This window comes from Afipia sp. P52-10, from assembly GCF_000516555.1.
GTDB lineage: Bacteria > Pseudomonadota > Alphaproteobacteria > Rhizobiales > Xanthobacteraceae > P52-10.
Window position 1 is genome coordinate 1597338 of sequence record NZ_AZSJ01000003.1, and the last position, 21322, is coordinate 1618659.

Consider the following 21322-nt stretch of genomic DNA (forward strand, 5'->3'; position numbering starts at 1 on the left):
GATGCCTATCGCGTCTCTGAAGGTGATGCCGACGGCGGGACGGCGGGCGATGGGCCGGGTGTGAGAAAGCGCTCGCGGTTGTCCGCCCAGGCGCGCAGGCAGGCGGGATCGCGCGTTGCCGCCTCGCCGAGGCGCTGACAGCGCCTCAACTCGTCGCGGAGCGGATCGGCCGAGGACGTTCCGGCCTGTCTCTCAGACCGGGCGGCCGGCTCTTCCTCCTTGCGGGTCAGCTCGATCGCCGTCGCGGTGATCGCCACCGCGACGAACACGATGGCGCCGAGGCGGGCCAGCATCTTGCCGTCCATGACCGGCCCTCAATTGCCGTTCTGGAACATGCGGGCATTGCCGGGTTGGTAGCCGACGCCTGGCGTCAGGAACCGCCGGCGCTGCTCGCGGCCCTGTTCGGCTGCTGCGGCACGCTCGGCTTCGGAGAGCGCCTGCGCCCGGCCGTTGGCGGCGACAACCGCAGTGAGGTCGGCGAGCTGCTGCGCCTGGAGCGCGAGAAGCTGGTTGCCGGCCTGGGTTGCCTGCAGCGCGCCGGCAGCATTCTGGCTCTGGCCGACGAGTGCGGACATCTGCGCGCGGTTGGTGTCGATATTGCCGACGACGCCCGCCTGGACGCGCATCGCATCCTGAAGCCCGGCGACGGTATTCTGCCAGCGTTCGCGCGCCTGGGTGACGAGTTGCTGGTCCGAAGCCGTGAGCGAGGCGTTGCCATAGGTCGATTGGAACGCCTGGTCGATTTGGCTCACGTCGAAAGCGATATTCTGCGCTTGATTCAGGAGCTGCTGGGTGCGCTGCACCGATTGCTGGAGCTGCTGGAGCGACGAGTAAGGCAGGCTGGCAAGGTTGCGGGCCTGATTGATCAGCATCTGCGCTTCGTTCTGAAGCGAGGTGATCTGGTTGTTGATTTGCTCGAGCGCCCGCGCTGCCTGCAGCACGTTCTGCGCATAGTTGGTCGGATCGTAGACGATCCAGGCGGCGGCTGCCGGCTGCACGAAAATGGGCGTGACGGCGCCGGGCAGCGCGAAGATGGTCGCGGCGAGAAGCGCCGCGCGGGAACGACGGATAATCATGGCTTGGTCTCCAGGTTGGTAAGGTCGGGAATGAGGTCGGCGGCCCAGGCGACATCGCGGTGGCGCAGCCACGCGGCAAGGAAGCCGTCGCGGCCTTCGCTCTCGAGGATGCGCGCGATGGCGACCTGGTCGGTCTTGGATGACGCGGCGCAGAGCGCGAGCGCGACCTCGCTCAGGCCCAGCTCGAAGAGCCGGTTGCCGCGCCGCGACTGGCAGTAATAGTCGCGCTTCGGCATGGCGCGGGCGAGGATCTCGATCTGCCGGTCGTTGAGCCCGAAGCGGCGATAGATGGCCGCGATCTGCGGCTCGATCGCCCGCTCGTTCGGCAGCAGCAGCCGGGTCTGGCAGCTCTCGATGATCGCCGGTGCGATCGCCGAATTATCGATGTCGGAGAGCGACTGCGTGGCGAAGACGACGGAAGCGTTCTTCTTCCTCAGCGTCTTCAGCCACTCGCGGAGCTGGCCGGCAAAGCCCTCGTCATCGAGGGCGAGCCAGCCTTCGTCCACGATCAGCAGCGTGGGGCTGCCGTCGAGCCGGTCCTCGATGCGGTGGAACAGATAGGCGAGCACGGCCGGCGCGGCGCCCGTGCCGATCAGCCCCTCGGTCTCGAACGCCTGTACCGAGGCGCTGCCGAGATGTTCGGATTCCGCGTCGAGCAGCCGCCCGTAGGCGCCGCCGACGCAATAGGGCCGCAGCGCCTGCTTCAAATCGTTCGATTGCAGCAGGACGGCAAGCCCCGTGATCGTCCGCTCGCCGACCGGCGCGCTGGCGAGCGACGTCAGCGCCGACCAGAGATGCTCCTTGACGTCCGGGGTAATGGCGATGCCCTCGCGCATCAGGATCGCGACGATCCAGTCGGCCGCCCATGCACGCTCCGGCACGTCATGGATGCGCGCGAGCGGCTGGAGCGAGACGGACGTCTCCGCACCTTCGGTCAGCCCGCCGCCGAGGTCGTGCCAGTCACCGCCCATGCCAAGCGCCGCGGCGCGGATCGAACCGCCGAAGTCGAAGGCGAAGACCTGGCTTCCCGCGTAACGGCGGAACTGAAGCCCCATCAGCGCCAGCAGAACCGATTTGCCGGCGCCAGTCGGGCCGACGACGAGGGTGTGGCCGACATCGCCGACGTGAAGGGAAAACCGGAACGGGGTCGAGCCCTCTGTCTTGCCGAAGAGCAAGGGGGGAGCAGCGAAGTGCTCGTCCCGTTCCGGCCCCGCCCATACCGCCGAAAGCGGGATCATGTGGGCGAGGTTGAGCGTCGAGACCGGCGGCTGCCGGACATTGGCGTAGACGTGGCCGGGCAGCGAGCCGAGCCAGGCATCGACTGCGTTGATCGTCTCCGGCATCGCCGTGAAGTCGCGGCCCTGGATGACCTTCTCGACGAGCCGCAGCTTCTCCGCCGCGATCCGGGGATCGTCGTCCCAGACGGTGACGGTTGCCGTCACATAGGCCTGCCCCGCGAAATCCTGCCCGAGCTCCTGCAGCGCGAGATCGGCGTCGGCGGCCTTGTTCGCCGCGTCGGTGTCGACCAGCGCCGAAGCCTCGTTGGTCATCACCTCCTTGAGGATGGCGGCGATCGACTTGCGCTTGGCGAACCACTGCCGCCGGATTCTGGTGAGCAGCCTGGTGGCGTCGGTCTTGTCGAGAAGGACGGCGCGCGTCGACCAGCGATAGGAAAAGGCGAGCCGGTTGAGTTCGTCCAGGATGCCGGGCGTGGTTGCCGTCGGGAAGCCGACGATCGTCAGTACCCGCATATGCGCGTTGCCGAGGCGCGGTTCGAGGCCGCCGGTGAGCGGCTGATCCGCCAGCAGCGCGTCGAGATACATCGGAATTTCGGGGACGCGGACGCGATGGCGTTGGCAAGAGACGCAGCCATGCAGGTAGGTCAGCGTTTCGGCGTCGTCGAGCCAGGCGCACTCGGGCATGAAGCCCTCGATGAGCTGAAGGATGCGGTCGGTGCGATCGACGAAGCCGCGCAGAACCTCGTGAGGGTCGATGCCGGTCTGTTCGCGGCCCTCGTAGAGCCAGGTCTCGGCGCGCGCCGCGTCCTCGGCCGGCGGCAGGTAGACGAAGGTCAGGAAGTAGCTCGACTCGAAATGCGCGCCGTCCTCCTCGAAATTCGCCTTGCGCTCGGCATCGACCAATGCCGATGCCGGATCGGGAAAGTGGCTCGCCGGGTAAGCGCCAACGGGATGGCGCTCAGCTTCGACGAAGATCGCCCAGCCTGAGCCCAGGCGGCGAAAGGCATTGTTGAGCCGCCCTGCGACCGCGACCAGCTCGGCCGGGACGGCGCTGTCGAGATCGGGGCCGCGAAAGCGCGCCGTGCGCTGGAACGAGCCGTCCTTGTTGAGGATGACGCCTTCACCCACGAGCGCGGCCCAGGGCAGAAAGTCGGCGAGGCGGGCGGCGGTGCGGCGATATTCGGTGAGGTTCATCATGGGCCGGTCTCACACGCTCAGATGGCCGGGGATGCGCAGATGCCGGCGCACCACGTCGACGAACATCGGATCGCGTTTGGCCGCCCACATCGCAGCGAAATGGCCGACGGCCCAGAGGCCGAGCCCGACCAGCCACAGGCGCAGGCCGAGGCCGAGGGCCGCTGCCAGCGTCCCGTTGAGGATGGCGATCGAGCGCGGGGCGCCTCCGAGCAGAATGGGCTCGGTCAGCGCCCGGTGGACCGGGACGGAGAATCCGGGGACCTCATCCATCAGACGAGCGCCCCGCCGCCGAAGGAGAAGAAGGACAGGAAGAAGGAACTGGCTGCAAACGCGATCGACAGGCCGAACACGATTTGGATCAGCCTGCGGAAGCCGCCCGAGGTGTCGCCGAAGGCCAGCGTCAGGCCGGTGACAATGATGATGATGACGGCGATGATCTTGGCGACCGGCCCCTCGATCGACTGAAGGATCGACTGGAGCGGGGCCTCCCATGGCATCGACGAGCCGGAGGCGTGAGCGGCCGGCGCGAGCATCAGGCTGAGGACGGCGACCGAGGTCGCCGTTGCGATGTAACGGCGGATACGCGAAAGGCGGTGGATCATGCGGGATCTCCTGTGGCTGGGACAGCGGGGGTGAGGCGGTAATCGCCGTGCGCATCGAGCCCATCGACGCGGGCGAGTTCGGCGAGGCGGCGGGACGAGCCGCGGCCGGCGAGGACGGCTACGAGATCGATCGTCTCGGCAATCAGCGCTCTGGGCACAGTGATGACGGCTTCCTGGATGAGCTGCTCGAGCCGGCGCAGTGCGCCGATGGCGCTGCCGGCATGAATGGTGCCGATGCCGCCCGGATGGCCGGTGCCCCAGGCTTTGAGGAGATCCAGCGCTTCGCTCCCACGCACCTCGCCGATTGGGATGCGGTCCGGTCGCAAGCGCAGCGACGAGCGCACGAGATCGGAAAGCGAAGCGACGCCATCCTTGGTGCGCAGCGCCACGAGGTTCGGCGCGGCGCATTGCAGTTCACGGGTGTCCTCGATCAGCACCACGCGGTCGGACGTCTTCGACACCTCCGCCAGCAATGCGTTCGTAAGTGTCGTCTTGCCGGTCGAGGTGCCGCCGGCGACCAGGATGTTGCGCCGGTCGGCGACGGCCTCGCGCAAGATCGCGGCCTGATCGGTGGCCATGATGCTTGAGCGCACGTAGTCGTCGAGCGTGAACACGGCGACGGCGGGCTTGCGGATGGCGAAGGCGGGCGCGGCGACCACGGGAGGGAGAAGTCCCTCGAACCGTTCCCCCGTCTCGGGCAGTTCGGCCGAAACGCGTGGGGCGCCTGGATGGACCTCGGCACCGACATGGTGGGCGACGAGCCGGACGATGCGTTCTCCATCGGCCGGTGACAGCCGTTCACCCGTATCGGCTAGCCCCTCGGAAAGACGGTCGATCCAGAGCCGCCCGTCGGGGTTGAGCATCACCTCGACGATCGACGGGTCTTCCAGGAAGCCGGCTATGGCGGAACCGAGCGCGGTGCGGAGCATGCGCGCACTCCGCAATATCGCCTCGGATTTTGCCTGAGAAACCGTCACGTCGTCCCCGTTCTCTTGCGGGACCGCAGACGCGCGGCCCTGGATCGGGGACGATTAGAAGAGGCAGAAGTTGGGCCGATTCAACAAGGCTGTGGGCGTAGTAGCGACGTGGCGAAGAAAGACAGGGAAACGGCGGAACGGAAGGATATTCAGTCACACACGAGCTGCATCATCAGCGCTGTCAGCGACTGCCTTGGGTGACGAGCGGAAGTTCACGTAACCTCCGTCAATGGCGAGAGCGTGGAAGCTAAAGCGGACGCTTAAGGAGCGCGGTATTGCTCGTGGGTCCTCGACTACGCTGTGCCGTCCGGCTCGGCACTTTGCAGCGCGATATCGAGAATCTCGGATCCAAATCGCAGGTCGCTCATCATCTTCGTCTCGGCCAGAGGCGCGGTGGCTGCCGCGCGGATCAGCGCATCGTGGACGAGGGTGTATTCCTTGCCTTCAACATTGACCGTCCAAGCCTTCCCATCGCCTTCGACAATAAGGTTGGCGAGCGCGAATAACCGCCTCTCGATCGCGATCATCTCCTCCGGCTTGCACTTGCTATGCAGGGCTGAGACGACCGACACGGTTGGGTCAGGCGGAAGACCCGCTTCGTGATCCTCGGCCACCTTTCGGTCAGCGAGCATCAAAAGATCGACTGAGACTGTCGGGATCATCCGGGAAGATAGGCCTGCTTGTCCCACGGACCTTGGTAATTCGCGATCAGCCCCTCCTTGGGTGTCTCCATTCCGGCAATCGCGGAGATCTGTCCAAGGCAGCGGCTGAGGTGCCCACGCAGCAGTTCGAGGCCGTCGAAGTATCCCTGCCGGTGTTCGGGTAGGCAGTACTTGTCAAAGCGGGGATGGGGCGGCGCCTGGGGGCTGCGGCGTAGCACCTCCTCGTAGGTCATGAACTGGCGGATGCCCAAAAGCATTGCGTCGATCAGAAGGTAGAGCGGGCCGTCCTGCGCGCCCGACAACTCGACCTGCTTCTCCACCAGAGTCTGCCTGATCTCCCGCAGCGATGCGAGGGCGTTGTCGATGCAGTCGTCGCAGCACTCCCACGCGGACAACACTCGCCTGTCGCGCAGGCGGATGACGAGCTCACGGGCGATCTGCTTCTCGTGGTCCTTCGGGCTGACCGAAAAGCTGACGAAAGGCAGGTTGAAAGAAACGTCGCCGACGCGACCCGCGAACTGACGCCGCGCCTTGGCAAGAAGGTCGTTAAGGTCAAATTGGAAAGGAATTGCGCCCGTTCTCATGCTCAAACAATACTCGACAGCAGGCGGCAAGGAAACAGAGGCAGAATGGTCCGCAATGGGCTCAATCGAGTCCTTCATCGCGTCGGTCGCCGGTGACACGTGAGGGTTGCGAACGGGCACCCGAAAGTCTGGTGGCTTCAGTCCGCTTGCGCGGGGCCGACATCCTCCGAAATCTCCTGCCGGAGCTTCGGCCCCTTGGCGAGTCGACGGCCGAGGGCGGTCACAAAGGCATCATAGCGCTCGCCGGCCTTGGCACGGGCTGCCGCCTGCGCCGGCTCCGGCAGCGGCGGATTGGTCGTCAGCCAGAAGCGGACAAAGACCGCGAGCGTCTCGACGGCAATGCCGAGGTCGCGTTCCATCCGGGTGATCCGGCGGTCGAGTTGGTCGAGGCGTCTGGTGGTCGCGGCCTCTTGCCGCTCGGCGGCGTCTGGCGACAGGAAAGAGGCGATCGCGGCCTCGGCGATTAGCGAACGGGAATGGTCACGCCGTGCGGCATAGTCGGCGAGATTCTTCATGACGTCGGGATCGAGATAGACCGACAGGCGCTGTTTCTTCGGAGGCTTCTTCATGGTTGTCTCACATCTCGATGCCGTCGCCGGGATCGAGCGAGGCCTGGCGGGCGACCTGACGCATGCGCTGGTTGATCCGGCTGACGCGCGCGGCATTGTCCTCCATGTCATCGTCCGGATCGGGCGCGAACTCGTTGTCGATCGGCTCTTTCCTCTCGACCGTCTTCGACGTGCTCAATTCGGGCTGATGCCGGCGTTCCGATCCGGTCGGATCGTCGTCGTCCTGGCTGTCACGCGGCGGCGTCTCCTCGATCTCGGGACGCGGCGGCAGCGGCAGCGCGCTCCAATCGTCAGCCTTGGCCTCCTTGGGCTTCGCCAGCGCCGGTGGCGGCAGGATGCGTTCCTGGAATCGCGCATCCTCATAGTAGCGGGCTTTCTTCGCCCGGATGGGTGGCGTGCCCGCGACCATGACGATCTCGTCGGCGGGCGGGAGCTGCATCACCTCGCCGGGCGTCAGCAGCGGCCGTGCGGTCTCCGAGCGCGAGACCATCAGGTGGCCGAGCCAGGGCGATAAACGATGCCCGGCATAGTTCTTCATCGCCCGCATTTCCGTCGCCGTGCCGAGTGCGTCGGACACGCGCTTTGCCGTGCGCTCGTCATTGGTGGCGAAGCTGACACGAACATGGCAGTTGTCGAGGATCGAGTTGTTCGGGCCGTAGGCCTTCTCAATCTGGTTCAGCGATTGCGCGATCAGGAAGCTTTTGAGGCCGTAACCCGCCATGAAGGCGAGCGCGCTCTCGAAGAAATCGAGGCGGCCCAGGGCGGGGAACTCGTCGAGCATCAGCAGCAATCGATGCCGTCCGGCCTTGGCCTGCAGATCCTCGGTCAATCGCCTGCCGACCTGGTTGAGGATCAGCCGGATGAGCGGTTTCGTGCGGTTGATGTCGGAAGGCGGCACGACGAGATAGAGCGTGGTCGGCTGCGCGCCACCGACGATGTCAGTGATGCGCCAATCGCAGCGGCGCGTGACCTCGGCGACGACGGGATCGCGGTACAGGCCGAGGAACGACATGGCGGTGGACAGCACGCCGGAACGCTCGTTGTCCGACTTGTTCAGCAGCTCGCGCGCCGCGCTGGCGATCACCGGATGCGGACCGGCGTCGCCGAGGTGTGCCGTTTTCATCATGGCGGCCAGCGTCGACTCGATCGGCCGCTTCGGGTCCGAGAGGAAGGCGGCGACGCCCGCCAGCGTCTTGTCGGGCTCGGCATAGAGCACGTGCAGGATCGCGCCAACGAGAAGTGCGTGGCTGGTCTTTTCCCAATGATTCCGCTTCTCCAGCGAGCCCTCGGGATCGACCAGAATGTCGGCGATGTTCTGGACGTCGCGGACCTCCCATTCGCCGCGACGGACCTCGAGCAGCGGATTGTAGGCGGCAGATTTCGCATTGGTCGGATCGAACAACAGCACCCGACCATGCCGCGCGCGAAAGCCGGCGGTGAGCTGCCAGTTCTCGCCCTTGATGTCGTGAACGATCGCCGAGCCCGGCCAGGTCAGCAGTGACGGCACGACCAGGCCGACACCCTTGCCGGAGCGGGTCGGCGCGAAGCAAAGCACATGCTCCGGCCCGTCGTGACGCAGATAGCCGCGATCAAGCTTGCCGAGCACGACGCCGTCGGGTCCGAGGAGACCGGCGGCCTTCACCTCTTCCGGCCGCGCCCATCGGGCCGAACCGTAGGTCTCGACGTTCTTCGCCTCGCGGGCGCGCCAGACCGACATGCCGATCGCCACGGCGATCGAGATGAAGCCGCCGGACGCGGCGATGAATGCGCCCTCGACGAAAATCTCCGGCGCATAGGCGTCGTAGAAATACCACCACCAGAAGAAGGCGGGCGGATAGTAGACGGGCCAGCCGAGCAGTTCGAACCAGGGCCGACCAAGTTGTGGCTGGAAGCCGAGCTGCGATGCCGTCCACTGCGTCGCCGCCCAGGTCGTGGTGAGCACGATGAAAAAGACGACGAGGATCTGGCCCCAGAGGATTCTGGTCGCGGACACAGGTTCTTCTCCTTCTGGAGAAGAGGTCGGCCGCGATGGCGGCTGATTTCAAGACCGATGAGCGAGTCTTGCGAAGATGTCGTGCCCTGGAGGATAAATACAGGCGATAGCGCAGGAGCCTCGGTATCGCGATTGCGACCAGCTATCTGACAATTAAGCGCCGCGCGGCCCCCAGAGAATGATTGCCGCACCGACCATACACACGACGGCCCCCGTGACGTCCCAGCGGTCTGGTCGTTGCGCTTCGACCGCCCACAGCCAAAATAGCGACGCTGCAATATAGACGCCGCCATAGGCCGCATAGGCTCGTCCCGCGAAGTCGCTGTCGATGCGAGTGAGGAGATACGCGAAGAGCGCAAGGCTCGCCATGCCCGGTGCGACCCACAGTGGGGATCGATCCAGGCGCAGCCAGGCCCAGAAGGCAAAGCAGCCGGCAATTTCAGCCAAAGCAGCTCCAGCATAAGTCGTCAGCGTTGCCATCACGATGCGAGTGCCTCCAGGACCGGGCATTCTGGGACGTCATCCCCGGAACACTGCGCGGCGGTCGCCGCTAGCACCTTTTCGATACGTCGGAGATCGGCAATTTTGGCGCGCACATCAGTCAGATGCCTCTCGGTCCGCTCCTTCACCTCGGCGCAGGTCTGAGTGCCGCCATCGACGAGGTCGAGCAGGCCGCGAATTTCCTCGATGGCGAAGCCGAGTTCGCGGGCGCGCAGGATGAAGCGCAGGCGCGAGACATGACTCTCGGCATAAATGCGGTAGCCCGATGCCGTGCGCGGCGGATCGGGCATCATGCCGACCTTCTCGTAGTAGCGGATGGTTTCGAGATTGCAGCCCGTGCGCCGGGCAAGTTCGGCCCGTTGCAGCCCTTTCCCCGAACCGTGATCGCTCATCGTAAAAAAACCTCTTGAGTCTGTAGTTGCTACAGACCGTAGCGTGCGATTGGATGAAAATCGAGGGCCGAGTCGCATGAGCAATACGGATTTCGAGGCAGCACCACTGAGCGCGCCCCAGAAAACCGAGGACCGGAGGAAGACCTGGTTCGCGGCCGGCGGCGTGATTGGCGCGATCCTCGCCTCGACCTGCTGCATCGCGCCGCTCGTGCTCTTGACGCTCGGCATTTCCGGGGCCTGGATCGGTAATCTAACGGCGCTCGAACCCTACAAGCCCTACTTCGCAGTGGTAGCGCTGGTTTTCATCGGGCTTGGTTTTCGGCAGGTCTATTTCAAGCCGAAATCCGCTTGCGTGGAGGGATCCTACTGCGCCCGGCCGGAATCCTCCGTCATCACCAAGACCGCTCTCTGGCTGGCGACCGTGCTTGTCGTCCTGGCCTTGACGATCAACTGGTGGGCGCCGCTGTTTTATTAGGAGAAGTTGACATGAAACGATCCCTCATCATCGGCGCGAGCGTGCTCGCTCTGGGCGCCGGCAGCATATTGTCCATGGTCGCCGTCTCGCCTCTTGCCGCGCAATCGGCGGCAGCCCAAGTCGCTGCCGTCCGGACGGTGAGCTTCAGCATCGAGAACATGACCTGCGCGCTATGCCCCGTCACGGTCAAATCGGCCATGGCGGGCGTGAACGGCGTGAAGTCGGTCGAGATCAATTTCGATGCCAAGACAGCGACCGTCGTGTTCGATCCTTCGATCGCGACGCCGGAAGCGATCGCGGCGGCCTCGACCAATGCCGGCTATCCGGCAACAGTGAGAAGCTAGGTCCGGGAAGATGAAGGACACGACGATCCTCAAGACCGGCATCATCGGGTCGGTCATCGCGGCGGTCTGCTGCGCAACACCGATCCTGGTCATCGCGCTCGGCGCTCTTAGCCTGTCGGCCTGGCTCGGGTGGGTCGACTATGTGCTCATTCCAGCACTCGTCCTCTTTCTCGCGATTACTGCCTATGGGCTCTGGCGGCGGCAGCGGGCGGCGGCGTGCTGCGCCTCAGAAACACAATCGAACAAGGGAAGGGCCTGACATGGCCGATTGCTGCAGCACAGGCGGAAGCCGGAAGAGTGGCTATGATCTCGCTGTCATCGGCGCGGGTTCGGCGGGTTTTTCCGCTGCGATTGCCGCGGCCGACCAAGGCGCTAATGTGGCTCTCATTGGGCATGGGCTCATCGGCGGCACCTGTGTCAATGTTGGCTGCGTGCCGTCCAAGACCATGATCCGCGCCGCTGAAGCATTGCACGGCGCACGCGCGGCAAGCCGGTTTCCCGGAGTCGCCGGTGAGGCCCATGTCGCTGACTGGCGAGCTCTGATCGCGGCCAAGGACGATCTCGTCGGAACACTGCGGCAGAAGAAATATGTCGATCTGCTGCCCGAATATAACGGCATCGCCTATCTGGAGGGCGCCGCGCGGCTGAATGGAGCGGGTGTGCTTGTGAACGACAGCCCCGTCACTGCTGGCAAGATCATCGTCGCCACCGGCGCGTCACCGGCCATGCCGAGCATCTCCGGCATTGAGAATGTCCCCACCCTCACGAGCACCACGGCGCTGGAACTTGAGCAGCCGCCGCGCTCGCTTCTGGTCATCGGGGGCGGCTATATCGGCTGCGAGCTGGCTCAGATGTTCGCCCGCGCCGGGACCTCCGTGACCATGGTCACGCGCTCGCGCCTGCTACCCGAGGCGGAGCCGGAAATAGCGCAGGCGCTCGCCGGCTATCTGGCCGACGAAGGCATTACGGTTCGCACCGGACTGACCTATTCCAGGATCAAGAGCCGAGACGGTGAAATCACGCTGACCATTGATGTGGATGGGCGCGCCGAGACGCTGGCCGCCGAGCAGGTTCTGGTGACGACCGGACGCACGCCCAACACGGCAGGTCTTGGTCTGGAAGAGACCGGCATAAAGCTGGCGCCCAATGGCGGGATTGTCGTCGATGACCGGATGCGCACCTCGAAATCCGGCGTCTATGCCGCCGGCGACGTGACCGGACGCGATCAGTTCGTCTATATGGCGGCCTATGGTGCCAAGCTCGCCGCGCGCAATGCGCTCAACGGCGACAGTCTTGTCTATGACAATACCGCCATGCCCTGGGTGGTCTTCACCGATCCGCAGGCCGCAGGCGTCGGGCTTTCCGAACGCCAGGCAAGACAGCGCGGTTTCGATGTGAAGACGTCAGTTGCGCCGCTCGACCAAGTACCGCGGGCGCTCGCCGCCCGTGACACGCGCGGACTCATCAAGCTCGTGGCAGACAGGAACACCGACCGCGTACTCGGGGCGCAGATCCTCGCGCCCGAGGGGGCGGACAGCATCCAGACCGTGGTGCTGGCGATCAAATATGGAATGACGACGAAGGAACTCGGGGAGACGATCTTTCCGTATCTTACGACGGTGGAGGGATTGAAGCTCGCCGCACAGGGCTTCGACAAGGATGTAACGAAACTTTCCTGCTGCGCGGGTTGATACCCGTGGGCAGGATTGGCTGACTTGCTGTCGCCTAAGCTGACGCTTCTCTACAACCCAAGCCCTCGCTTGCGGCTGAAGCCCCAGTCGATACCCCCGTCGCTGCGCGCGACGCCGGAGACGTGGCGGCCGAGTTGCTTCTCCAGCGATGGCGACCAGGGCACGAGCTGAAACCCGAGGCCGTCGTCGATCATGGCGAACCGACCGGAGGCGAGCGCGCAGCGCTGCCGGTAGGTGCCGGCGACATATTCGCCGGTGGCGGATCGGCTGAACGGCCGGCCGGTCTCGGCGGCGAGCTTCTCGCCAAGCGCGTCCACCTCACGGCGGCGCAGCGTATCGATCAGGTTGCGCGCGAAGATCACGCTGCGGCCCTGCCGCTCGGCGAGGCCCTGTTCGATCAGATGATCCGCCCGGGCGTTCATCGCCTCGCGGACTTCGGCGCCAAACCCGCCGCCGAGCGCGACGGGCTCGCGGGCGATGGCCTGACGGTCGAGCCAGGTGGCGCCCGTCGCCGTCACCTGATGTTCGACGGAAAGATCGGAACGCACGGCGAGCGCCACCCGCCGCCGCCCCTGCGCGTCGTCGAACTTCCGCAGTTCGACGATCGAGCCCGGCACACTGTCGCCGGCAGCGTCGAGGTCAGGGAGTTTGATATGGTGGGTCCGTCCATCGACGCCGTCGACCACGGCATAGGCGGTGCCTTTCAATTCGTCGTCGAGGCCGCGATCGACCAGCCGGCCGACGACCGGATCGTCGAGGCTCTCGCCGGCGAGTACATAAGCCGACGCACTGCGCTCGATGCCCCGCTCCATCAGGCCGCGGTGAATGCGCTTGATGATGTCGCCGCGCTCGCCGAGTTCGCGAAGCGTAGCTTCAGCGTTCTCGGACAGCACCCATTGGCCCGGACCGATCTGGTCGGCGAGCCCGAGAGATTCCAGCTTGCGCAGGCGGCCGACCTTCAGCGCATGGAATTCGTCGGGTTGCCGATCGGGGTGCGGCGCCAGGTCGATGACGCCGGTGCGATAGCCGTCGCGGGCGAGCTGGCGATCGAGCTGTGTCCAGCGCTCGGTATCGATCTGGCGTTCGAGCGTCCGGCGGATTTCGTGATCGGTGCGCGGTCCGAGTTCCTGAGTGATCAGATCCTGGGCGCGGGCGCGCATCCCCTCCTTGATGTAGTCGCGGGAGATGACGAGGTCCTGGCCATCATCAGCGCGGCCGCGCACGATGACATGGATATGTGGATGCTCGGTGTTCCAGTGATCGACGCCGACCCAGTCGAGCTTCGTGCCGAGGTCCTTCTCCATCTGGCCCATCAGCTCACGGGTGAAGGCCTTGAGATTGGACATCTCCACCGCGTCTTCGGGCGAGACGATGAAGCGGAAGTGATGGCGGTCGTCCTCACAGCGCTCGGCGAAGGCCCTGGGATCGGCGTCGTCGGTCTCGGGACCGAACAGCCGGGCCTTCTCCCCGTCCCGGGTCACGCCCTCGCGCCGGAGGTAGCCGAGATGCGCGGCGAGCGGCGCGGACCGTGCCGTGTGGCGCACGACGCGGGTCTTGATGACGGCGCCGCGCGAGCGGCCGGTCAGCAAACGGTTCGCCTGCACGCTGGCGCGCACGCCGCGCCCGAAGCGTGAGCGGTTGCCGGATGTGATCCTGCCCGAACGCGAGACGCGGCCACCGGCCTTCTGGGCGGCGGCGAGCGCCTGGGCGATGAAGGGCCTCACCCGCTGGGAACCGGAGGAGCGGATTCGGCCAGGGCGGATGCGGAAATCGTCCTCGCCGCTCATCGACGGAGCTCCGCACATCGCATCAACGCGCGGAAATTCCTGTGAAAACGCTGGATGCGCGAGGTTCGCCGATCAGGCGCACCTCGTGCATTCGCCGCGCAAGTCGTTGAAAAACCACGACCGGACCAAGCCGCACCTCGCGGCCTTTTATCCCGCCATCGTCCGGTCGTGTTGCCTGCCTCCCACCGCCGCACTCTCCATGATGCGCCGCGCCACGCCAGACTGCGATTGCGGGCGAGCGCCATCATCACGGTTCTCCCGCGTTTGGCCGGGCGACGAACAGGCCGCTCGATTGCGGCGCGATGCCCGAAACATCGCGCACACTTGGCCCATTCGCAGCGCCGTTGGGGCGACCATCGGGCGGCACAGCATCTGCAGCCGGCGCGGCAACCGCGCGAGCGACAAAGAGCGGCGAACGGGTCCATGACAACGGCTCGGCTGTGGCAACGATGACGGGGCCGGCGACGTCCCCGCCGCCGACAAGAGGTGCGAGCGCGGCGACGTAGGCGCGGGTTTCGGCCGGCAAGGAACGCCCTCCCGACAGATATTCCTCGTAGCGGCCGGGGCCGCCATTGTAGGCGGCGAGGAAGCCGGGCGAGCCGTAGCGATCGTGCATTTCGCGTAAGTAGGCCGCGCCCGCCAGGATGTTGTCGCGCGGGTCGTAAGGATCGCTGCCGAGCCGATGACGGACGCGCAAGTCCGCCCAGGTATCGGGCATGATCTGCATCAGGCCCATGGCGCCGGCGGACGAGATCGCGCGCACGTCGCCCGCGCTTTCCGCGCGCATGACCGCTCGAATCCATGCAGCCGGAACGCCGAAGCGCTGCGAGGCTTCGGCAACATGAGCGGTGTAGGGATCGGTCGAAACCGGCCGTTCCAGCGGCGCGATCTGCGCCAGCGTGGCGACTGTCGGTGTGACGGTGAATGCGAGGCCGAAAAGGAGAAGGAGGGTGATGCGGCGGGCGGCGTGAAGCCGCCCGGCGACATCGTGATTTCGGAAGATCGGCATGGCGTCACTCCCGCTCCCCGCGCCTAGGCGGGCGGTTCCAGTGCAGCGACCAGGCCGACTTGTCGTCGCCGGACTGGAACAGGTTGGCGCGAATCGGCTGCAGGAAGGCGGGATCGTCGATGAGCAGCGAGACGTAGTCGCCCGCCTTCTCGCCGGTACGTTTCCATGCGGCGCCGACTTCCGGACCGACATCCTGTCCGTCGGCATCGCCGAGATGGATGCGATAGTCGGGCCCGTTCTCGGCGTCGGAATGCTCGGCGGGAACGAGCACCAATTCGGTATCGAGAGTGAGCGTATGGATGCGGCCGGAATAGCCGGATTTGGTGCTGGTGAATCGACCGATTTGCGACATTGCAGGTTCCTTTCGTCTGCGGTGGGTGAACAGGCTCGACGCGAACGGCACGCCGATCAGCGGGTCAGTCATCGGGCTAATCATCGGGTTTGCGCGCGCCACTCGTAGCGGCCGGAGCCGTCCTCATCGGTCCAGAGCGGGACAGCACGGCCGATGATCGAACTCATCGGAAGCGGGCCGAAATAGCGGCCGTCGAGGCTGTCCTGAACCTCCCAGTTCATGAAGAAGACCTCGCCGACGGCGATGCGCCGGCAGCCCTGCCAGACGGGCAGGTCGCGGCCGCGCCGGTCGCGCTTCAGCGCGCTGCCCATTTCGATCCGGTCGACGGTGATGGCGAGCCCCGAGCGGCAGACCCATTGTCCCGGCAGACCGGCGATACGCTTCATCAGCGGCACACCGGGGGCCAGGTAACCGCGCTCGGCGAGGAAGCGCGCCAGCGGCTCGGGCGCATCGACGGCGACGAGGTCCGTGGCCTCGAGCCGGTCATCCGGTTCGATCGAATAGAGCCCGATCGGTGCGCTCGCCGAGGCGTTCCAGATCAGCTTCTTCGGCGTTTCGATGAGCGCCGATGCGCCGACGCCCATGGTCATAAGACAGGTGAGCATCACATAGCCGAAGCGGGTCATGGCGCGGTGCTCCGGCGCAGGAGGAAGGCCCGATGGTGCTGGGCGGTGTAGGCGCGCGGCTCATGGCCGGCGGCCAGGCGGTTGTGGACGTGCCGCCAGTGGTCCGGCGAAACATCGGCCGGATCGATGCCGAGCGCCTCGATGGCATCGATGATCCGGAGCACACGCTCGACCTTGGGCCATCCCTCGATCTTCAAGAGGATGTCGCCGCCGGGCCGCACGAAAGGCAGCGTCTGATAGGGTTCGCCGCGGCCGATGACGCGCACGATGTCGACGCGCGAGATGATCGTGCCGTAGTCGTTGGACGCCCAGCGGACGAAGGCAAAGAGGCTGTTCGGAGCAAAACCGACGACACGGCGCCGGCGGTCGAGGATCTGCTCGTAGGTCTCGCGGCCGAATCGGATCCAGTGTTCGATCCTCTTCTCCTGCCAGATCAGCTCGACGAGCGTCGTGAATGGTACGGGGCTGGCCGACGAGTGGCCGCCGCGCATGCGGGGGTCCGCGCTGCCGGTCATTCTTTGTCTCCTTGGTCTGGCGGAAATTCGCGGGTGAGCAGGTCGCGGAGCATGTCGGCGACGGTCTGTCCGCGCCGGAACGCTGCGATCTTGATCCGGCCGCGCAGCTCGGGCGTGACGTCGATCGTCAGCCGGGCGGTGAAGCCCGCGACATCCGCGTCGCGCGCCGGCGGTGCATCCGATGCCTTGATCCAGCGCTCGGGATCGGCGGGGCGCGACGCGAAACCGCGCTTGGGAGCGCGGCCGCTCATGGCGCGAGCCTCCCCACTTCGACACCGAGGGCCGCGATCTCGCGCGCGGCGGGGCTGCCTTCGTCGATCTCGAAGACGAGCCGCCCGGATTGCGCGGTATCGGCGAAAGCGACACGCTGACCGATCTGCGCCGCCAGCACCGGCGGATCGTGATCGGCGAGCGTCTCGGCCGTCTCGCGGGCGATGACGGTACGCGCGCCGCAGCGGTTCAGAACGAAGCGGGCGGCAAGCTGCGGGCGATAGATGCGCGCTTCCTGAAGGAGTGAGAGCATCTCGGCCGAAGCCCAGCCATCGAAGGGCGACGGCTGCACGGGGATCAGCACCAGGTCGGCCGCGAGCAGCGCCGAGCGCATCAGGGAGGCGACTCGGGGCGGTCCGTCGATGACGATGTGATCGGCGTCCCGCCCCAGCTCCGGCGCCTCGCGGTGGAGCGTGTCACGGGCGAGGCCGACGACGCCGAACAGGCGTGGAAGGCCTTCGCGCGCCCGCTGCTGCGACCAGTCCAGCGCCGAGCCCTGCGGATCGGCGTCGATCAGGGTGACGCGCCTTCCCTGCCGTGCCCATTGTCCGGCGAGATGGAGCGCCAGGGTCGTCTTGCCGACGCCGCCTTTCTGATTGAGGACCGCGACGATCATCGTGACCCTCCCGGCCTGCGCCCGAGGGGGAGCCGCGATGGGTGAGCGGCGTCACTGCCGGATGGCCGCGCCCCGGATGTCTTTCGGAGGAGCCCGTCGATGGCGGCGGCGATGGTGTTTTCCACATCGCTGCGCGCAACATAAGAGTTAGATTCTCCGTTAGATTCTAAGTTAAGGCCTGGAATCGTCGTTTCCGGCCAGAGACTTAACTGCGATCTCTGCGTGCGAAGTCCCGATGGTCCTGCGTGCGAAATCCCGATACCGTTTGCGTGCGAAGTCCCGACCGCGTCCACAGCACCATCCACAGGTCCCGTGGATGACTTCGCCGGCAGGATGCGCAACAGCTCGCGCCGGCCTTCGCGCTCGATGTGCAGCCGATAGCCGGGCAGTGGCTGGCGCGGGACGATGCGCCGGAGCTGGAGCGCGAAGTCGGAGACGCGCATGAGGCTGCCGGACTTTTCGTGGAGATGGGCGAACTCGAATATCCAGCCCCGCGGCTGGCGGCCGGCGTGTTTGCGCGCGACGCGGTAGAGCCAGCGTTCGATGCCGCCCGTCAGCCGGAAGTAGGCCGGGTCGATGGTGAGCACCAGCGAGCGGTCGGTGACGCCGCGATAGAACCAGTCGGGCAGCACGAACTCCATGCCCTCGACGCGCCCGTCGCGCGTGACGCATTCCTCCCATTCGTTGATCCAGGAGAATTGGTGGCGGCGCCAATGCTCGCCCTGGCGGATGGTGGTGCGGATGACGGTCGACTGCAGGCGGGTGAGCGCGCCCTTCAGCAGCTTGTATTCGCGCTGGCCGGTTTCCCGGCCGATTGCCATCAGGAGCTGATAGGGCGTGAAGCGCAGGAAGCGCGAGGTCTTGAACCCCAGATTCTCGGCCTCGACGATCTGCGAGGCGGCCCAGATGAGTATGTCAGCGTCCCAGATCGTCGCCATGCCGTGCTCGGGCACGGCGAAGACCTCGACGCGGACTCCGCCGGCTTCATAGAGGATCGGCGCGATGCGCTTGGCCTTGGCGAGCGAGAAGAACGGCCGTTCCATGAGATCGCGCTGATCGCGCGGACTGGCGTCGCCGGTTGCAACGATGAAGGGATCGAGCCTGGCCCGCTCGGTCGAGGTGATGAGGCGACGCCGCTTCATGATCGGACGTCTCAGCGATGGGAGCGGCCGGCGGGGGCCGCCGGCATCGGGTCGTGACGCTTGGCGGGCAGCACAGACCCACGCGGATCGGAGGTCGAGGTGACGGCGCCCCGATCGGCCCAGGCCTGGAGGTCCTCGATCGCATAGACGACGCGGCCGCCGAGCTTGCGATAGGCCGGGCCGGTGCCATAGGTGCGATGTTTTTCCAGCGTCCGGCCGGAAAGGCCGAGGAAACGTGCGGCTTCGGGGGTTCTGAGAAAGCGCGGCGGCAAGCCGGCGAGATTGGGCGACATGATCGGGCCTCCGTGGGTTCCTTGAGGCCGCTGGCAGTGAGCGGCGGACGCAGGCCACGGTGGCGAAGGAGAGCCGCGAGGGGGGAGTGCGGAGAAGGGCGCGCCAAATTCGCACCCCCTTTCCGACATCGGGTCACGATCGGCGACGATGACGAAGGAGCGCGCGATAGCCCCCGGCGATCATGGCGAAGGCGTCCTTGACAAGGTCCATGGTCGCGTCGCGCAGCGCCGAGGACTTCCAGGGATCGGATGCAACGCGGGACACACCGTAAATGACGCCAGCGATCTCGCGATAGCTCGCGCCGTTCATGCGTCCGTCGACCGCTTGCAGCATGTGGCGGATGCGCCGGCGTTGCTGCTTGGTCAGCCGGGTGTCCGCGGACACGGCGCGACCGAGCAGGGACTTGAGCAGACGCTGGACGGCTTCGAGCCGGTCGAGGCCGTCAAGGTCGAGCGGGATCAGCGCGGCGAGCGGTTCGCCGGCTGCGACGCCGGCCAGCCGCAGGAGATGAAGAAGCTGCCCGTCTCCGGGGTCGTGCAGGAAATGAACGCCCTGCTCGTCGGCGCGGGCGGCGGTCTCCCGGATGGCGGAAAAGAGATTGCCGTCGGCCGGAAGGATGGACGGCGCGGCGGCCAGCAGCACGGTGCTGGTGTCATCCTCCGGACACCAGAAGACCGGCGCTTCAGTGGCGTTGAGCGATGGGCGGGCAACGAAATTGCAGCCCCCAGCGTTTCCGCACCCGGTTCGTCAGTTGCCGGAGATCGCACGCCGAACGCCTGGTCTCGGCATAATCACGCTGATAGTCGCCGTTGCGCCGCAGCCATTCCCAGCCAAGATCGGGCGATGCGAGCTCGTCGAGATAGTCGTAGGTCGATGTCGACCGCCACCGGGATATGTCAGGGGTCATGGGCGTCCTCTGCCCGTTGGCTACCGGGAGGAGCACCATCGCCGGTTGCAGAGGCCGCCGGAAGTCCCGAAGGTGGCAACGGGCGATGCGGCCGAGGCATCGCAATTCTGGCTAGTGGGCACGGCCCTCGCGGACGAGCAGGCGATAGCCGTGCTCGGTCATCCAGCGGGCGCGGGCGAGATGGGTGTCGTGGACATGGCGAGCGCGGTCCGGCTCGCGGTCCGGATCGAGGCCGAACAGGATCGTGACGGCCTCGCGCCAGTCGGCGCCATCGGTCGCCGCGTCGAGCAGCCGCATATAGAGCTTCATGTGCTCACGGTCATAGGTCGTGAGCGCCGCGCTTTGCGGCGGTTCATCGAGGAAATGTACTTGCATCACGTCAGCCCCCAGCACCTTACCATATCCGCCCCCGCCCCATTTGTTAACCGGGCGTTCGACGGGCACAGAGAAGGCCATTGGTGCATCGCGCGATGCACCGGAGGCATCGCCGAGGCGCCAAACGGGATGTCAGGGTGATCTGCGGCTGTCGATTTTCGCACGAACGAACATCACTCCTTCCCCTTGGTCGGAGTTGAGGAAGACGATGCCGTTGGCCTCGAGCGCCCGGCGCACCTGATCGCGCGTCGTCTCATACACCTTGAGGCCGCTCTCGGACTCGAGGCGCTTCAATGCGGTCAGGGATACCAGGGCCTTTTCAGCGAGCGTCTCCTGCGTCCAACCAAGCAGCGCGCGTGCGGCCCGTGTCTGTCGGGCGGTGATCATGCATGATCACCTCCCACCGACACGAATACGCACGCCAGAACTACGACTATATTAGTCGTTCTATGGACGAGCGGCCAGCCACAAAACGCTTTACCGGCGTCCTTCGGCGCGATCGGCGTTGTGCCTGATTCGGTCGCCCGGCAGGCCCCGCCCGGACCAGCCGGGCGGGGCGTCGCGGCGCCTCAGTCGCCGTTGCGACGGCTGGGGCGGGACCAGATGAGGCTGTAGCCCTCGCCGTCCTCGTCGTCGAAGAGGTTGGCGAAGATCGGGGCGGTGAAGCTCGGATCGTCGAGCTTGAGGCCCAGATAGTCGCGGCCCTCGTTGGAGCGCTTGGACCAGGCGGCGCCGATCTCGGCGCGGCCGACGAAGACGCGGTGGCTGGGGGCGTTTTCGCCGGTGGCCCGGGTCTCGGGGACGATGCGCACGCCCTTGGCCTGGACTGAGAGGGTGACGATTTCGCCGGTGAACTCGTTGTTGCCGGACTTCTTGAAGGTGCCGATGGTCGCCATGTCAGTTCTCCTTGATCTGAAGCTTCGAGCCCGCACCATGCGGCCTCGATGGCGATCGACGGGCCGGAGGCGATCGACGCCGCACCCGCCAGGGCCGCAGCGCCAGCGGAGGATAGCAGCCAGGCGACTTTGTTGTTTCGCGAGGAATGACGGCGTAGCCGGCAGGGGAAGAAAGTCGATCGGCGCCATTGCGGCATAGGCGATCGAGGCGAAGCCGGGCTCCGGCCAGATC

The 21322-nt window shown here is 66.1% G+C and carries 29 protein-coding genes and 1 pseudogene; 4 read left to right on the forward strand and 26 right to left on the reverse strand.

The annotated features are described in order from the left end of the window. Nucleotides 1-5: 5 nt before the first annotated feature. The 12 genes from trbK-alt to X566_RS08975 form a co-directional block, all read right to left on the reverse strand. Nucleotides 6-305, reverse strand: a complete 300-nt coding sequence (gene trbK-alt / locus X566_RS08920) for a putative entry exclusion protein TrbK-alt (RefSeq protein ID WP_034465344.1) — start codon at nucleotides 303-305, stop codon at nucleotides 6-8. 9 nt (nucleotides 306-314) lie between these two features. Then, nucleotides 315-1076, reverse strand: coding sequence for a P-type conjugative transfer protein TrbJ (gene trbJ / locus X566_RS08925; protein WP_034465346.1), 762 nt, complete (start codon nucleotides 1074-1076; stop codon nucleotides 315-317). After that, entirely contained in the window at nucleotides 1073-3511 is a 2439-nt protein-coding gene (trbE, locus tag X566_RS08930) for a conjugal transfer protein TrbE (RefSeq protein ID WP_034465348.1), read from the reverse strand. The genes trbJ and trbE overlap by 4 nt, the downstream gene beginning before the upstream one ends. A gap of 9 nt (nucleotides 3512-3520) precedes the next feature. Beyond that, complete coding sequence (locus X566_RS08935) at nucleotides 3521-3781, reverse strand: VirB3 family type IV secretion system protein (protein ID WP_034465350.1); 261 nt, start codon at nucleotides 3779-3781, stop codon at nucleotides 3521-3523. Next, nucleotides 3781-4113, reverse strand: coding sequence for a TrbC/VirB2 family protein (locus tag X566_RS08940; protein ID WP_034465352.1), 333 nt, complete (start codon nucleotides 4111-4113; stop codon nucleotides 3781-3783). The genes X566_RS08935 and X566_RS08940 overlap by 1 nt, the downstream gene beginning before the upstream one ends. Next, nucleotides 4110-5042 carry a P-type conjugative transfer ATPase TrbB gene (gene trbB, locus X566_RS08945; RefSeq protein ID WP_034465354.1) on the reverse strand — a complete coding sequence of 311 codons (933 nt, stop codon included), beginning with the start codon at nucleotides 5040-5042 and terminating at the stop codon, nucleotides 4110-4112. Before trbB ends, X566_RS08940 begins: the two co-directional genes overlap by 4 nt. A 341-nt stretch (nucleotides 5043-5383) precedes the next feature. Beyond that, nucleotides 5384-5617, reverse strand: a complete 234-nt coding sequence (locus X566_RS08950) for a hypothetical protein (RefSeq protein WP_152539827.1) — start codon at nucleotides 5615-5617, stop codon at nucleotides 5384-5386. A 131-nt stretch (nucleotides 5618-5748) separates the two neighbouring features. After that, nucleotides 5749-6414, reverse strand: coding sequence for a hypothetical protein (locus tag X566_RS08955; RefSeq protein WP_034465363.1), 666 nt, complete (start codon nucleotides 6412-6414; stop codon nucleotides 5749-5751). A 59-nt stretch (nucleotides 6415-6473) separates the two neighbouring features. After that, nucleotides 6474-6905 carry a hypothetical protein gene (locus X566_RS08960; protein ID WP_034465364.1) on the reverse strand — a complete coding sequence of 144 codons (432 nt, stop codon included), beginning with the start codon at nucleotides 6903-6905 and terminating at the stop codon, nucleotides 6474-6476. Nucleotides 6906-6912: 7 nt separating this feature from the next. Further along, nucleotides 6913-8898: a conjugal transfer protein TraG gene (locus tag X566_RS08965; protein WP_034465365.1), complete on the reverse strand. Its 1986-nt coding sequence runs from the start codon at nucleotides 8896-8898 to the stop codon at nucleotides 6913-6915. Between the two features lie 153 nt (nucleotides 8899-9051). Continuing rightward, the gene (locus tag X566_RS08970; protein ID WP_034465366.1) at nucleotides 9052-9378 is read right to left on the reverse strand and encodes a YnfA family protein; all 327 of its coding nucleotides are present in this window, start codon (nucleotides 9376-9378) and stop codon (nucleotides 9052-9054) included. Then, nucleotides 9378-9791 carry a helix-turn-helix domain-containing protein gene (locus X566_RS08975; RefSeq protein ID WP_034465367.1) on the reverse strand — a complete coding sequence of 138 codons (414 nt, stop codon included), beginning with the start codon at nucleotides 9789-9791 and terminating at the stop codon, nucleotides 9378-9380. Before X566_RS08975 ends, X566_RS08970 begins: the two co-directional genes overlap by 1 nt. A 76-nt stretch (nucleotides 9792-9867) precedes the next feature. On the opposite strand from X566_RS08975, the gene X566_RS08980 reads away from it, so the two are divergent. From X566_RS08980 to merA, 4 genes and pseudogenes are all read left to right on the forward strand, one after another. Continuing rightward, nucleotides 9868-10266, forward strand: coding sequence for a mercuric transporter MerT family protein (locus X566_RS08980; protein WP_034465369.1), 399 nt, complete (start codon nucleotides 9868-9870; stop codon nucleotides 10264-10266). An 11-nt stretch (nucleotides 10267-10277) separates the two neighbouring features. Then, a complete protein-coding gene (locus tag X566_RS08985; RefSeq protein ID WP_034465370.1) occupies nucleotides 10278-10610 on the forward strand; it encodes a heavy-metal-associated domain-containing protein in 333 nt (110 codons plus the stop codon). Between the two features lie 10 nt (nucleotides 10611-10620). After that, a complete protein-coding gene (gene merF / locus X566_RS08990; protein WP_034465372.1) occupies nucleotides 10621-10869 on the forward strand; it encodes a mercury resistance system transport protein MerF in 249 nt (82 codons plus the stop codon). A gap of 25 nt (nucleotides 10870-10894) precedes the next feature. Further along, nucleotides 10895-12301, forward strand: a pseudogene (gene merA / locus X566_RS08995) (mercury(II) reductase); the annotation flags it as partial. Between the two features lie 50 nt (nucleotides 12302-12351). Here the strand turns inward: merA and X566_RS09000 are convergent. The 14 genes from X566_RS09000 to X566_RS09065 all read right to left on the reverse strand — a co-directional run bounded on the left by X566_RS09000 (nucleotide 12352) and on the right by X566_RS09065 (nucleotide 21090). Then, nucleotides 12352-14088, reverse strand: coding sequence for a VirD2 family relaxase/mobilization nuclease (locus tag X566_RS09000; protein ID WP_034465376.1), 1737 nt, complete (start codon nucleotides 14086-14088; stop codon nucleotides 12352-12354). Between the two features lie 247 nt (nucleotides 14089-14335). Next, nucleotides 14336-15097, reverse strand: a complete 762-nt coding sequence (locus X566_RS09005) for a lytic transglycosylase domain-containing protein (RefSeq protein WP_034465377.1) — start codon at nucleotides 15095-15097, stop codon at nucleotides 14336-14338. A 4-nt stretch (nucleotides 15098-15101) separates the two neighbouring features. Next, nucleotides 15102-15449, reverse strand: a complete 348-nt coding sequence (locus tag X566_RS09010; protein ID WP_034468223.1) for a DUF736 domain-containing protein — start codon at nucleotides 15447-15449, stop codon at nucleotides 15102-15104. An 80-nt stretch (nucleotides 15450-15529) separates the two neighbouring features. Continuing rightward, a complete protein-coding gene (locus tag X566_RS09015; protein WP_034465379.1) occupies nucleotides 15530-16075 on the reverse strand; it encodes a S26 family signal peptidase in 546 nt (181 codons plus the stop codon). Continuing rightward, nucleotides 16072-16590, reverse strand: a complete 519-nt coding sequence (locus tag X566_RS09020; RefSeq protein WP_034465381.1) for a DUF2840 domain-containing protein — start codon at nucleotides 16588-16590, stop codon at nucleotides 16072-16074. The genes X566_RS09015 and X566_RS09020 overlap by 4 nt, the downstream gene beginning before the upstream one ends. Beyond that, complete coding sequence (locus tag X566_RS09025) at nucleotides 16587-16841, reverse strand: hypothetical protein (protein ID WP_034465383.1); 255 nt, start codon at nucleotides 16839-16841, stop codon at nucleotides 16587-16589. Before X566_RS09025 ends, X566_RS09020 begins: the two co-directional genes overlap by 4 nt. After that, nucleotides 16838-17476, reverse strand: coding sequence for a ParA family partition ATPase (gene parA / locus X566_RS09030; RefSeq protein WP_034465385.1), 639 nt, complete (start codon nucleotides 17474-17476; stop codon nucleotides 16838-16840). Before parA ends, X566_RS09025 begins: the two co-directional genes overlap by 4 nt. Further along, nucleotides 17473-18618, reverse strand: a complete 1146-nt coding sequence (locus tag X566_RS09035) for a replication initiator protein A (protein ID WP_034465386.1) — start codon at nucleotides 18616-18618, stop codon at nucleotides 17473-17475. The genes parA and X566_RS09035 overlap by 4 nt, the downstream gene beginning before the upstream one ends. 11 nt (nucleotides 18619-18629) lie before the next feature. Further along, nucleotides 18630-18911, reverse strand: coding sequence for an AlpA family transcriptional regulator (locus X566_RS09040; RefSeq protein WP_034465387.1), 282 nt, complete (start codon nucleotides 18909-18911; stop codon nucleotides 18630-18632). Nucleotides 18912-19044: 133 nt separating this feature from the next. After that, nucleotides 19045-19554, reverse strand: a complete 510-nt coding sequence (locus X566_RS09045) for a DUF2285 domain-containing protein (RefSeq protein ID WP_034465388.1) — start codon at nucleotides 19552-19554, stop codon at nucleotides 19045-19047. Between the two features lie 40 nt (nucleotides 19555-19594). Further along, on the reverse strand, nucleotides 19595-19819 hold the full coding sequence (locus X566_RS25200) for a transcriptional regulator domain-containing protein (protein WP_034465390.1): 225 nt from the start codon (nucleotides 19817-19819) through the stop codon (nucleotides 19595-19597). Nucleotides 19820-19930: 111 nt separating this feature from the next. Beyond that, nucleotides 19931-20194, reverse strand: coding sequence for a DNA -binding domain-containing protein (locus X566_RS09055; RefSeq protein ID WP_034468224.1), 264 nt, complete (start codon nucleotides 20192-20194; stop codon nucleotides 19931-19933). A gap of 132 nt (nucleotides 20195-20326) precedes the next feature. Continuing rightward, nucleotides 20327-20581 (reverse strand): helix-turn-helix transcriptional regulator, encoded by a 255-nt coding sequence (locus X566_RS09060; protein ID WP_034465392.1) that lies wholly within the window; start codon nucleotides 20579-20581, stop codon nucleotides 20327-20329. A 182-nt stretch (nucleotides 20582-20763) separates the two neighbouring features. After that, nucleotides 20764-21090 (reverse strand): DUF736 domain-containing protein, encoded by a 327-nt coding sequence (locus tag X566_RS09065; protein WP_034465394.1) that lies wholly within the window; start codon nucleotides 21088-21090, stop codon nucleotides 20764-20766. Nucleotides 21091-21322: the final 232 nt, after the last annotated feature.